Here is a 13,280-nt window from a genome sequence, read left to right as displayed (position 1 = left end):
GAATGTGCCGAAGATGATCAGCAGCGACCGGTCATCTGCCCGACGATCTCTTTGTAATTATCGCTGCAGGGTATTTCGGCCTGTACGGTTTTGATGCGCCCCTTACGTATTGACTGTACCTGGTCGATGTTAACAATGTAGGATTTATGTACCCGGAAAAAGCGTTCGCCGGGCAATTGTTCTTCGAGCGCTTTGAAAGTAATACGCGATAGCAAAGGTTTGGATTGGGAATCCAGGTAAACCTTAACATAATCTTTCAGGCCTTCGATATAAATAATGTCATTAAAAGGTACCTTAACGAGTGTATAATCGACATGCAAAAAAAAATAATCGCGCTGATGGCGCCGCTGCCCCCGCTCGATGTGGCGCACAGCTTTCTGGCAAGCCTGTAAAAACCGTTCGATCTCGACGGGCTTCAGCAGGTAATCAATCACATCCAGTTCGTAACCCTGCAGGGCAAACTCCTGGTAGGCTGTTATAAAGATAACCGGCGGGCCGTTCTTTAAACTTCTTACCAGTTGCAGGCCGTTAATACCGGGCATCTGTATATCGCAAAACAAAAGATCAATCTGCTCGTGCTGCAGTGCCAACATGGCTTGTGCCGGGGCCGAGCACCGTTCGGCTACCTCGAACAAACCGGTCCGTTTAATATTATCTTCCAGCACTTCTAACGAGAGCGGCTCATCATCTAAAATCAAACAGCGCATCATATGATCATCCTTTATCTAATTCAAACGTAAATTTTGTGTTTTAATGTGACAGATTGAGTTTTAAGGTCGTTTTTTAACACTCTTTAACGTATTGGTCGATACATTTGAGGCTTTTATCTTATTTATTCGCAGCTGAAAGCCCGATGTATTTAATTTGCCTGGTATGTCTCAGATAACGTATCGCCCCTGGTTTTATAAAATAGCCCCGCTGCTGATCTGGCTGTTGCTGGTGGTAATGCCGTTATTTACCGGGCCTGGCAACATGCCCGCCGAAATACACCATCGTTTTTGGCTGCACACTTTTCAGAACAATATTTTCACCCTGGTACTGTTTTATTGCCACACCTACCTGGTTTACCCCTTGCTCAGCTCAAAAAAGCAATGGACATACTGGCCGGCGCTGGCTTTGCTTTTGATAATCTATGTGCTGGCATTCGGTCAGTTGGTTACGCCTTTTAACCCGCATTTGCATGATATGCCAGGCGCGGGCCAGCATGCGCCGCCTCCTAATTTCGACCAGCACCCGCCCTTTGGTTTCTTCCAGGTGATGTCGGTCCTGATTACGCTGCTATGCAGTTTTTGTTACCGGCTGATACTCGACCAGGCCGAGCGTAAGGCATTACTTAAGGAGCGCGAGATGATCCATCTGCAAACCGAACTCAATTTTTTACGCTCGCAGGTCAGCCCGCATTTTTTGTTCAATGTTTTAAATTCGATGATTGCGCTGGTGCGGAGAAAATCAGATCAGCTGGAGCCGATTATTATGCAGCTTTCGCGGCTGATGCGTTATATGCTCTACGAAACCGACGACCAGCCGGTGCCGCTCGAAAAAGAAGTGGCTTACCTGAAAAGTTATATCGAATTGCAAAGCTTCAGGTTTGGCAAAAACATCTTGGTCGAAACCAAATTCCCCAATCTGGAAGGTATCGGTTACAGTATAGCGCCTATGCTGCTGATACCTTTTGTTGAGAACGCCTTTAAACACGGCACCGGCATAACCGAACGGCCGGTTATCGTCATCACATTGGAAATTATGGGGCCAAAACGTATCTGTTTTCGCGTGGTGAACGAAATAAGCGATATGGAGTTACCTAAAGACGAACAGCCCGGTATCGGCCTAACCAACGTAAGGCGCCGGTTAGAGCTGTTGTATCCAAACCGCCACAGCCTGTATATCTCAAAAGGCGAACATGCTTTTGTCGCCGAACTGACGATCGATCTGTAACCTATTGCGGCCCCATGCCGCCCTCATCGGGTGGGTTGTTGTTATCTTGTTGCTTGTCTTTCTTGTCCTTGTTTTTGCCTTTGCCCCCTTCGTCGCCCCCACGGCCAAAACGGTACGATAAGGTCATTAAAAACATTCGGCTCTGGAAACGGCGGTTCACATTGCTTTGATATGTACCGTCGTCGGTCACATAGCCAAACTTACGTGTATCAAACAGATCGCGGCCATTGAGGCTTAAACTGGCCCTGTGCTTGTAAAAGTCGTAACGCAATGCGGCATCTACACCCGAGTTAGCCTTGCTTTTGCCTTGCGCAATGGCTTGTGGCGCCTGGTAATCGCCGCGTACCTGCAGGCTTAAGCTGTAAGGCAGGGTAATATTGGTTGTCAGGTTAGCATTCCAGGCAAAGCCGTCATTGTCTGATACGCCTAAAGCCGAATTTCCTTTCAGCGTGTTTTGATACAGGTTGAGGTTGCTGGTGATGTTCCATTTATTGGTAATATCGGTACGGGCAATAAATTCGAAACCGGCTGCAGTACCATAACTAAAGTTGGCAAAACGGGTTATGGTGATGCCGGTGTTATCGTAAGCACCACGTACAAACTGAATAATATCGTTGGTGCGGCGGTAGTATACCGACGAGGTCAGCGTGGTCGACTTCCAGTATTTGGCGTAGCTCAGCTCGAACGAATGTACATCCTCAGGTCTTAAATCAGCATTACCGATGCGGTAGCTCAGCGGGTCGCTGCGATCCAGGAAAGGGATGATCTGCCTGTCGCGCGGGCGGTTGATGCGGCGCGAATAGCTTAATTGCAGGGTTTGATCATCCGTTAACTTTTCGGACAGGAAAACGCTTGGATATACCCTGAAATAGTTTTGCACGTGCGATGTATCGAAATTGACAAGGTTGGTGTTGATGATCGTTTTTTCGAAACGCGCGCCAACCTGCAGCCCGAATTTACCGAACTGCTGCTGGTAGTTGCTATAAACAGCGTGTATCTTTTCGTCGTAGATAAAGCGGGTAGATATGGTAGGATCGTATACAAACTGGTTAGTGGTTGCATTAAAAACGCTGGCTATAAAATTGTTATCGGCGCGGTTTAAGGTGGTGCGGTAGCCTAATTCGAGCTTGCCGTCTTTGCCGATCGGGTCGGTATAGTCGGTTTGCAGGTTCCAGTTGCGGTTATTGCCATCGTTTACATTATATTGCCTGTTAACGGTAAGGTCGTTTTTGGGATAATAGGTGTATTGGCTGGTATTCAGGTTGTCGATATCGTTTTCGTTGCCTTTCGCCAGCGAGAAGTTTGCCGTAAGCTCTTCTTTAGGCTTTTTAAACTTTTGCGACAGGTCGATATTAAAGTCGTGGTTATTGCCGTGGTTATCGGCATCGTTGGATGTTATCTGGTTCCGGATCAGCGCACTCTTACTGTTAATACCGTTCGTGGTACTGTTCTGGATGCGGTTATTGTCTCTGAAGTTAATATTGCTCGAGAAACTCACCGTAGTTTTTTGTGCCAGGTTGTAATCAATACCAGCTTTGATCTGGTTGCCGGTGTTGCTGCCGGTGTTTAACGAGTTTTGGTTATATTTCTGCGGGATGGTATCGGGCTGTAAAGCATCGCGCGTACGGTAGCTGTAACCATTGGCCGAGCGGTTATTCTGCCTGTGGCTATAGTTGCCATAGATGTTTACTTTTTTATGCTGATAGGCCAGGCTCACATTGCTGTTGAACGCATTTAGCGTACCGATACTTGCAGATGCGGTACCTGTAAAACCCAACGATTTGTTTTTTTTGAGTACGATATTGATAATACCCGATTGGCCCTCCGGATCGTATTTTGATGAGGGATTAGTGATCAGCTCAATAGTCTCGATCGAACTGGCAGGTATGGATTGCAGGATATCGCTAACGCTCCCGCCCGCTATCAGCGAAGGTTTGCCATCGATCAGGATGCGTACGTTGCTTGAGCCGCGCAGGTTCACATTCCCATCCACATCCACCTGTACCGATGGCACGTTGGCCAGCAGGTCGGTAGCCGAGCCGCCTTCGCTCACCAGGCTCTGATCTACCGAGAACACCTTACGGTCGATACCTAACTGGATACTGCTTTTCTTTGAGCGTACGCTAACTTCACTTAGCATAGCCGATTTACCGGCGTACATTTTCAACACGCCAAAACTGATGATCTTGTGGTTGGGGTTTACCGATATACTATCCTTAATGATGGTGGTATATCCCACGAAAGTAATGCGCAAAAGATAACGGCCATAGGCTATATTCTCAAGCTTAAAAGCGCCTTGTATATCGGTTTGGAGTGCTTTGGCAATCTGGTTGTCTGATTTTTTGATCAATGCGACAGTAGCAAACGCCACCGGTTCGGCGTTCCCCGCATCGATAACCTTGCCACCGATGTGGCCATCGGCAGGTCCGTTTTGCCGCTGTGCTACAGGCTGCTGCGCCTTAGTGGTAAAAATAAACAGGGTAAAAAATAAAATTGCGGTCAGGTTAAGCCTCGAAAAATTCATGCGGCAAAAATCTGCTTTTTACAAATTCGTTGCCGCATTACCTGTGTAACTTTATTGCTAAACAGGTTAAAATTTTTAACTCTTCCCGTTATCCTTTTTTGATGGTCGCTTCCAGGTCGTCCAGTTTGGGTATCTTCTCGAAGCCCTGAACAAGTTTGCCGTTTTTGCCATAAACCGCTATGTACGGTGTGGTTTTAACGCTGTAATAACGCAATACGGTGTAAGTCGTGCCCTCGGTACCCATAATGATATTGGGGTATTTAGCCAACTCGTAATCAATATAAAACAGTTTCATATTTAACACCGCGGTAAAGGTGATCATCACGATCTGGGTATTGCGGAAGATACTTGTACCCTTTTTCTTCTCGGCATCCATCCTGCTTTTTAGCTCCTCGGTAAAATGCTGGCAATGCGTACAATCGGGCGAGAAGTAAACGATCATCACCGGCTTGCCTTTTTTCAGGTTGGCCGGGGTCACAAAGGCGCTGTCTTTGGTCAGGATTTTATAAGGCGGTATGTTAACAATATTGGATGTATTTTGTGCCTTTAAAGTAGTGATGCCGGCTATAAATGCAATCAGTAAGAGAACTCTTTTCATGTTGAGTATAGGGTTTGATGTTGCTATCAGGAGTTTCGACTTTCCAATAACTCCACTTGTGCTAAAATATTTTCTTCGGTAATAGGGTACGGCTTATTATTTCGTATAGCTTGGTAAACTGCCTCGAACAAACCCATATAATCGCCCTTTACCGGTGGGATGATTTGTATTTGTTTGCTCCCGTCGGCGGCAAAGGTAATCAGTTTTGCTTCGCTTCCCGGCGGTTCAATTCCGTAAGCTGCGTCGGTCGGCAGCATATTTTTATCCAGTTGGGCTTCCTGCACGTCAACACGATCTTTGAGATAGCTACCCAATGTACCATGTGCAACGAAAGCCGGCATGGGCTGCGCGGTGAGCAAACTGCCGGCGACCAACACATTTAACTGATCAGGGTAGCTTAGCTGGAAAAAGAAATAATCATCAACCAATGTACCGGGGCGGTTACGGCCTGTTACTTTGGTAAACCGCAACGGCTTGCCGAACAGGCTGATCGCCTGGTCGAGCACATGCGGCCCCAGATCATAAACCAGGCCGTTAGCCTGGGTGTTGGCCGCCTCTTTAAATACTTTCGGACTAAGAACAGGGTTGTAACGATCGAACCTCAGGGTAACTTCGATCAGTTTACCGAGTTTACCGCTTTCGATAATTTGTTTGAATGATTGGAAATCGCTGTCCCACCTGCGGTTCTGATAAATAAATACCTGTTTGCCCTGGGCGCGGCCCAGATCGTGCAGTTCTTTAACCTCGGCTGCGGTAGCTGCGGCAGGTTTTTCAACCAGTACGTGCTTACCGGCTTGCAAAGCACGTTTAGCAAAGTCGTAATGCGTATTGCCGGGGGTGTTTACGGCGATGAGCTCTATTTCAGCATCGTTCAGCAATTCGTCGATGCTGTCGTAGCTGATAATATCCGGATAACGCTGTACTGCTGTTTTTTTGCTCCGTTCGGTAACGGCTTTAAGCCGGAAACCCGGATGAGCCTCTAAAAAAGGCGCCTGGAATATCCTGCCCGACATGCCGTACGACATAATACCCGCTATTATAGGTTTTGACATACGCAAGTATAGATAATTTAAAAACAACAATTAAAGATCATCCCTCAAGAAATTGCCTTGCAAAAAGAATTTTACACTGCCTGTATACACACAACAAAAAACGCCCCTCGAACATTTGTCCGAAGGGGCGCATATTGATAGCTGGCTGCTATTTTTTCTTTTTGGGTGCTTTATTCAGCGAATCGTGTAAAACATACAGGGGCTCCAGGTGCCTGAATATGTGACTGATGGCATCAGGTGCAAATGACGCATTATCCGAGTGGCAGGTGAAGCACGAAAATTGCGGCGATTGGAAATAAGTTTCCATAGTGGTATTGGCCAAAACGCTTGTGCCTATGGTAACTCCGGTAAGGCTCGATCCGGGTGTGGTCTGGTCGTAGCCGGTACCGGTAGGGCCCGTGCCGCCAAAGGTCCATATAGCACCTATAAACAGGTAATTTTTACGGATGTCGGCTCCCGGAATATGATCGCGGACGTAGTTATTGATGGAAATGACCTCGCTGTTGGATGCGGCCGAACTTTTATCTTCCTGGTTGGTAGGTTGCCCAAACGCGCTGCCCCACGGCAGTGTTTGCATGGTATTGCTCGGGCTAACCGTATTGCCCGGCGTGGCTATAATATTATCGGTGGTGGCGCCGGTAGCTGTGGTATCCGTCATGTGCGAGTTGTTGTAGGCGCTAAGCGATGTATCGGTTGTATTGCTGAACAGCCAGCCTGTGCCCTTATCCTGCGGAACGGTTTTAACCGTTTTGGCCGAGGTCGAATCAATATACTGGTATTTGGCGTTCGGCGTATTGCTTTCGTGTTCAAAAGTGGCCCAAACCATTTCGGGGTGGTGCGCCACACTGCCTACGATATGTATCCCGACCAAAGCCATTTTAGCTTTTTTCTCGCCGTTGGGTTTCCAGTTTGTACTGTCGGAAGTATCGTAAGTTGGGATAATAGCATTGACGGTTACGTAATCCTGCGGGTTAGGCAAGGTGCTCGCCTCTACCCATGATGATTTGATCTCGATGGCCAGCGCGTTCGAATCGGGCAGAGTGGCATGCGCCGTTTTACGGGCATATTTGCACACGCTGTCGCGGGCGGCTGCGGTGATCGGAAAGCTGGTCGAATCGACCATAGGGGATTTATTGCGTACCGCTGTTACATAATAGGCATACACATCATTTACAAGCGTAAGGTAATACACCAGCGATTTTCCCTGCGACATCAGGATATCATCGGTCGCCTGGGCCTGCTCTGCCTGCACCTGTTTGCCCGAACTATCTAAAAACACAAAGTTCTTACCCACTTTAACACGCTGTACGATAAATTTAGCACCGGTTTTATGCTGCAGCAATGCCGCAGGATGAGCAATTGGCTTTCCGGCTTTATCCAAAAGCTGCGCAGGGCCGTTTGCGTTGGGATTGATCTGCCCAACTTCGACTGATTTTCCGGTTGCGTCCTTTACGACGGGTTTAGCAGCCTCCTCTATTTCAAATAACCGGCCGTTTTTATCCATGAATGCAGGCAGGCGGTGAGGGCCGAGTTTGCGGATGTGACCGGTCATCCGGAGCAGACTGTCCGGTTTATGTGCACTGAGCGTACGCTCGTGGGTTACCGGGTTGGGCGGTGAAACATTGTAAAACACCGGCGACTCCAATACAATTCCGCCGCCAGGCGAATAGGTCGAATCGGGCGAGGTGATCCACAGGAACATCTGTTCAGACCAGCGGTAAAAATCGCAGTTGTTGTTAGGCACAAATGTTACGCTGTTGGCAGGCAAAACCTGGCCATTTGGAGCGGGAGTTCCGCTTTTAAACCAGTGGTTAAAGGTGTCTTTTGCCACCACGCACGATTTGCAGACATCGGGCGGCAAAACAACTTTACTTACAGTACCGGCTGATGGAGCAGGCTTACGGCTGCAACCCCATAACACCACGCCCAACAGCGCAAGTGCGATAGTAAATTTAAAAGATTTTCTCATTGGATAATTGTGATTAAAATTTAGGTAAATAATAAAATATAACAAGGTTGTTATATGCAACAGATCAATAAGCCCTGGGTTGCTCAGTTACCCGTATCACAATGCTTTCGCTATATAAAAGTAAAATATTTATCGATATAAATAATAAAAAATGAAATATTTTTTAAGATGCTCCTGTATAAGGTGTTTGCTGTGTTTGTGCTAAATAATTGATTTACTTGTTGTTCAAATAAAAAGCCCCGCAGGTATTATCTGCAGGGCTTTTGTTGATTAATATACCGAGCCAACTTACTTTTTCATGCCTTTTTCAATCGATTCGATTGAGCTTAAGTGCATCTTCAGGGTAGGCAGGGTTTTTATTACAAATGCTTTAAGGTCCGGATCTTTCAGGTTTTTTTCAGCATCCTCAAAATGTTTAATATCCGTTTTGTGGTCGTCAACCATCATGCTTACATAGGCCTTGTCAAAGTCGGCGCCGGTTTTTTTGTTCAGGTCATCGTAATGCTTCTGTTCGTCGGCTCCGACTACCAGGGGCAATGCAATATTTTTGCCTTTTGCCAGGGCTCTTAATTCATCGTTAGCTTTACTGTGGTCGGTTACCATCATCCCGCCAAACTCTTTGATCTTTGCATTGTCGCTTTTTTCCTGGGCGAGTTTGCCCAGCATCACTTCGGCCATGCCGCCATTGGCTGCTTCAACGGCAAACTTGGCATCGTCGCCGCCAACGGTCATCGCGGTTTTGGTAGTGTCTTTTTTTACCGAGTCCATTTTGGTGGTATCGTGCGCTTTGTTCATACTGTCGGCTGCCGATTTACTATCTGTATTGCTATGGCAGGCCTGCATACACAATGCGGTTGCTGAAGCAACCATTAACATACTTAACTTTTTCATATAGGTAGATTTTTTTAAGATTTTATTAAATGTTAAACAGTAAAATATACTAATAGTTTTAATTTTTCGTTAGTTAGCCGGTCTGTGATTTTTAATGGTACAGGTATTAAATATAGTGCAGTGCCTTTATTGCCATAATTTAAAGTTTTGCTACTTTTGGTGTTATAAAAACGATAAACATGAATTTTCCGGCTGAGTTAAAGTACACTAAAGAGCACGAATGGGTTAGCGTTGAAGGCAACCTTGTAACCATTGGCATAACCGATTTTGCACAACGTGAGTTGGGTGATATTGTTTATGTGGATATTAATACCGTTGGCGATGATGTGGAGATGGGGGCCGTTTTTGGCACCATCGAAGCGGTTAAAACGGTGTCGGATCTGTTTATGCCTGTTGCAGGCAGGGTAATTGAGGTGAATAAGGTACTGGATGCTCAGCCCGAACTCGTTAACAGCGACCCTTACGGCCAGGGTTGGGTGATCAAGGCAGAAATGGCCGATGATTCACAACTTGGCGAATTGCTTACAGCCGATGAATATCAATCCATTATCGGCGCTTAATGCGATACTTGTTTAAATATCAGGGCCTTACGCTTATATGGGCCCTGATTATTTTTATTTTGTGTACCGTAAAATTGGGAGGCGTAAGTAACTCGCACCTGTTTTTTGCCGGTTTTGATAAACTGGTGCATTGCGGTTTATTTTTCGTACTAACGGCTTTGATGAGCAGCGGTGTAATAAGGGCAAATACCCGGCATAACTTAACCCCGCTACAGCAGTTTTTAAGTTTTTTGATACCTGTTGCATTTGGCGGGATCATCGAAATTTTACAGGCTTATATATTTACCTGGCGCAGCGGCGAATGGGCCGATCTGTTTGCCGATACAGTAGGTGCAAGTATGGCCATGTTTTGTGTAGTGTTAACTATATGGTCGCAGAAATATGAAAAACAAAGTTAAACTCCTGTTTGCTGCCGCGCTGTTAAGCGGCTTAAGCTCATGCGGTCTTTTTCATAAAAGCTGTAATTGCCCGCACTTTTCTAAAGCGGGTGCTCCTGCACACGCCGCTTACCTTTCGTAAGGTCCGATTTTTTTTTGCTAACTAAATTTTTAGTCTGCTGCAACATTTGCCATGCGCGCGCATCTTTTAGGTAAATAAACTTACCTACCGTATGGCAAAAAACTACTTTCCGTATCTCGTTCTCCTTCTCGTATGCTTATTGCTGAACACTATAACCGCATCGGCCCAGTTAAAAAAGGGTACCGTTAAGGCCCGGCTGACAGATGCTGCAACTAAACAACCGGTTGAGCTGGTAAGCGTGTCGATCGTTACCGTTAAAGATTCAGCCATCGTTCGCAGCTCGGTAACCGACAAAACCGGAGTGATCGAATTTACCGGTCTGGGCACAGGTAATTACCGCCTGCTGGCTTATCAGCTGGGTTTAAAACCAATAAAATTACCTTTCTCGATCAATGCAATAACGCCATACGCCAGCCTGGGCGATATTGTGATGGAGCCGAGCAATATCAACCTGAAACAGGTAAACATCAACGATGAGCGGGCGGCTGTAACGGTGAAAAAGGATACTGTTGAGTTTAATGCCGCAGCATTTAAAACCCAGAAGAATGATAATGTGGAGGAACTGCTCAAAAAGATACCGGGCATTGATGTCGATAAGGATGGTAAGATAACCTCGCAGGGTAAGGACGTAAACAAGGTTTTAGTTGATGGCAAGGAGTTTTTTGGCAACGACCCTAAAGCAGTAACCAAAAACCTGCCTGCCGACGCCATCGCCAAAGTGCAGGTGATCGATGATAAAACCGATAACGCCAAGAAAACAGGTATCGACGACGGGCAGCGCGATAAGGTGATCAACGTTACTTTGAAGGAGGATAAAAAGTCGGGCTGGTTCGGCAACATGTCGGCGGCGGGCGGGTCTGAAGATCGCTACCTGGGCCAGTTTAACATGAACCATTTCGATAAAAAGAAACAGGTATCCATCCTGTCGTTAAGTAACAACGTTAACGAATCGGGTTTTACTCTGGATGATCTGAACAACTTTGCCGGAGGTAACGCTTTCAGCACCTTCGCCTCGACTGACGGTTCAATAAATGTTAATGTCAATTCAAACGGACGTGCCGATATCAACGGCGCTTTCTCAGGTGTAAGCGGTGGTTTGATCACCACCCATACCGCTGGCATCAATTATACCGATGAGTTTGGTAAAGATGGCAAACTCAAGTTCAACACCAACTTCGTGAGCATCCTGTCTAAAAATACGCTTAACCGCTCAGCCGATCTGCAGGATATCCCCAATAACCTGTTTACCACACAGCTGAGCAACGGCAACAACAGCAGTAACAGCTACCGCTTCAATATGGCGTTTGATTATAAGATAGACAGTTTGAACAGTGTTGCCTTTAAACCCAATGCATCCATCACTTTCCGAAAAAATTATTCGTCATCGGCATCGGGCACGCTTAACCAGTTGGCCGATAGCATCAACAGCATTAGCCAGATGCTTGATCAAAGCACGCACAGCCCTGCGGTTGGCGGGCAATTATCCTTTAACCACCGCTTTCACAATGGTAAAGGTTCGGTCAACTTTTTTACCAATGGCAATTACTCGGCTAATAACGCCGATTATAACAACCGCTCGCAGGCTTATTACTATGTAAATAGTGGATTGAACAGCAATATCAACCAGCAGGCATCGCAGGATAACGACGCCAGTTTTATAACCGGTACGGCATCGTTTGTGAGACTGCTGAACCGTGCAAAGAAGATCACGATGAACGTCAGCCAGTCGTTCGACATCCGTAAGCAGGATGCCAACCAATATACCGTTGATTATAACGCGGTAACAGGCAGGTACGAAATCCTCGACCCATTGTATACCGGTAATTCCGATAACCGCAACCACCGCTTTACCTCAACCATGGGCATTTCCAAAAGCAGCGGGCTGTTCAATTTTGGTGCCAATATGGCCCTTGCCGAACTGGGTTTGCACGGCATATCGCTCAGCAATAACATCCTAAACGATGTTAACCGCGATGTTTGGGCCTTTGTGCCCAACGGCTTTTTCAATTACCGCAAGCCAAACGGTCCGTCGTTTTACTTTAACATTGGCACCAACGTTGCATTGCCATCGGCCACCGATCTGCAAACGGTGTTTAACAATACCAACCCATTGTACATTAGGCAGGGTAACCCTAACCTGGCACAATCGCGCTCGATGTATGTGAGCACCAACTACAACTTTTTTGATAATAAGAACAACAGTTATTTTAACTTTTATGGTAACTACAGCCGTACATGGAACGGTTTTGCGACAACCAGTACCGTTGATGCCAATGGGATAACCACATCAAAACCCATTAATGTTGATGGGAATTATAATATGAATCTTGGCTTTAACATCGGTCGCAAAACCGGTATAAAAGGTTTAAAATATAGCATCGGTGCCTATAATTCATTAAACCGTAACATTAACTTTATCAATGGTAACCGTAACGAAGTTACGCGTTTTAACCCGAGCTTAAGCTTTAGCTCCAACTATGATATGGATAAATTGCAGCTGGGTATCAGGCCATATATCAATTACAATATAGCCAGTAACTCGTATCAGCACACCGCCGATCAGCACTACTATAACCTGAACGGAAACTTTACAGCGAGTGTACTGCCATCTAAAACCTGGCGTGTATTTTCGGACCTGACCGAAACTGCCTATCGTGGTCAGCAGGCCAATCTGAACACCACCTTCTTTTTATGGAACGCCGGTATAGAGCATTACTTTCTGAAAGATCAGAACCTGACCTTCTCGTTGAACGCGTTCGACCTGCTCGATCAAAACTCAGGTATCCAGCGTTCCATCAATACTACCGGGGTTATCCAAAACTATCAAACCAATACCCTGGGGCAATACTTTTATCTTAAACTTACTTATAAGATCAATAAAGTGGGCGGAAAAGCTTCCAATGCCTCGGGCTCGCCGATCATCATCATGCGGTAATAATTTTACTGCAGAGGCTATTGCTTATTTGGATTTAATTTAAATAAGCAATACCTTTGTTGAGTTATACCATATACAAAATGAGGCTATCACAACTTAAAGTAGGCGAGAAAGGTACTGTTAAAGAATTTACGGATCTCGAAATGTCGGTAAAACTGATGGAAATGGGTTGTTTACCAGGCGAAGAGATCAAGGTTGAGCGTATTGCCCCCATGGGCGATCCGATAGCTGTAAACGTTGCCGGTTACCAGTTAAGCTTGCGCAAACGCGAAGCTTCGACCATTATTTTACAGTAGT

11 protein-coding genes are annotated in these 13,280 nt (G+C 46.1%); 5 read left to right on the top strand and 6 right to left on the bottom strand.

The genetic code is table 11. The features are described from left to right. Positions 1 to 17: 17 nt before the first annotated feature. Complete coding sequence (locus tag BEL04_RS18850; protein ID WP_254659603.1) at positions 18 to 710, bottom strand: LytTR family DNA-binding domain-containing protein; 693 nt, start codon at positions 708 to 710, stop codon at positions 18 to 20. Between the two features lie 163 nt (positions 711 to 873). On the opposite strand from BEL04_RS18850, the gene BEL04_RS18845 reads away from it, so the two are divergent. Beyond that, positions 874 to 1,935 (top strand): sensor histidine kinase, encoded by a 1,062-nt coding sequence (locus BEL04_RS18845; protein ID WP_066006384.1) that lies wholly within the window; start codon positions 874 to 876, stop codon positions 1,933 to 1,935. 1 nt (position 1,936) lies between these two features. Here the strand turns inward: BEL04_RS18845 and BEL04_RS18840 are convergent, their stop codons facing one another. From BEL04_RS18840 to BEL04_RS18820, 5 genes are all read right to left on the bottom strand, one after another. After that, positions 1,937 to 4,459, bottom strand: coding sequence for an outer membrane beta-barrel family protein (locus BEL04_RS18840; protein WP_083228001.1), 2,523 nt, complete (start codon positions 4,457 to 4,459; stop codon positions 1,937 to 1,939). A gap of 88 nt (positions 4,460 to 4,547) precedes the next feature. Continuing rightward, positions 4,548 to 5,057, bottom strand: coding sequence for a thioredoxin fold domain-containing protein (locus BEL04_RS18835; RefSeq protein ID WP_083228000.1), 510 nt, complete (start codon positions 5,055 to 5,057; stop codon positions 4,548 to 4,550). Positions 5,058 to 5,083: 26 nt separating this feature from the next. Then, on the bottom strand, positions 5,084 to 6,109 hold the full coding sequence (locus BEL04_RS18830) for a Gfo/Idh/MocA family oxidoreductase (protein WP_066006383.1): 1,026 nt from the start codon (positions 6,107 to 6,109) through the stop codon (positions 5,084 to 5,086). 148 nt (positions 6,110 to 6,257) lie between these two features. Then, positions 6,258 to 8,078 carry a hypothetical protein gene (locus BEL04_RS18825; protein ID WP_066006379.1) on the bottom strand — a complete coding sequence of 607 codons (1,821 nt, stop codon included), beginning with the start codon at positions 8,076 to 8,078 and terminating at the stop codon, positions 6,258 to 6,260. Between the two features lie 288 nt (positions 8,079 to 8,366). Continuing rightward, positions 8,367 to 8,969, bottom strand: coding sequence for a DUF4142 domain-containing protein (locus BEL04_RS18820; RefSeq protein ID WP_066006377.1), 603 nt, complete (start codon positions 8,967 to 8,969; stop codon positions 8,367 to 8,369). 179 nt (positions 8,970 to 9,148) lie between these two features. Here BEL04_RS18820 and gcvH point away from each other — a divergent pair, with 179 nt between their 5' ends. From gcvH to BEL04_RS18800, 4 genes are all read left to right on the top strand, one after another. Further along, the gene (gene gcvH, locus BEL04_RS18815; RefSeq protein WP_066006376.1) at positions 9,149 to 9,529 is read left to right on the top strand and encodes a glycine cleavage system protein GcvH; all 381 of its coding nucleotides are present in this window, start codon (positions 9,149 to 9,151) and stop codon (positions 9,527 to 9,529) included. Continuing rightward, on the top strand, positions 9,529 to 9,927 hold the full coding sequence (locus BEL04_RS18810; protein ID WP_066006375.1) for a VanZ family protein: 399 nt from the start codon (positions 9,529 to 9,531) through the stop codon (positions 9,925 to 9,927). The genes gcvH and BEL04_RS18810 overlap by 1 nt, the downstream gene beginning before the upstream one ends. Before the next feature lie 212 nt (positions 9,928 to 10,139). Continuing rightward, positions 10,140 to 12,983 carry a TonB-dependent receptor gene (locus BEL04_RS18805; RefSeq protein ID WP_066006373.1) on the top strand — a complete coding sequence of 948 codons (2,844 nt, stop codon included), beginning with the start codon at positions 10,140 to 10,142 and terminating at the stop codon, positions 12,981 to 12,983. Positions 12,984 to 13,063: 80 nt separating this feature from the next. Next, positions 13,064 to 13,279: a FeoA family protein gene (locus BEL04_RS18800; protein WP_066006372.1), complete on the top strand. Its 216-nt coding sequence runs from the start codon at positions 13,064 to 13,066 to the stop codon at positions 13,277 to 13,279. Position 13,280: the final 1 nt, after the last annotated feature.

This window comes from Mucilaginibacter sp. PPCGB 2223, assembly GCF_001705515.1.
Lineage (GTDB): Bacteria > Bacteroidota > Bacteroidia > Sphingobacteriales > Sphingobacteriaceae > Mucilaginibacter.
Note: the sequence above shows the minus strand (reverse complement) of the source record. Positions and strands in the feature narration are given on the sequence as shown.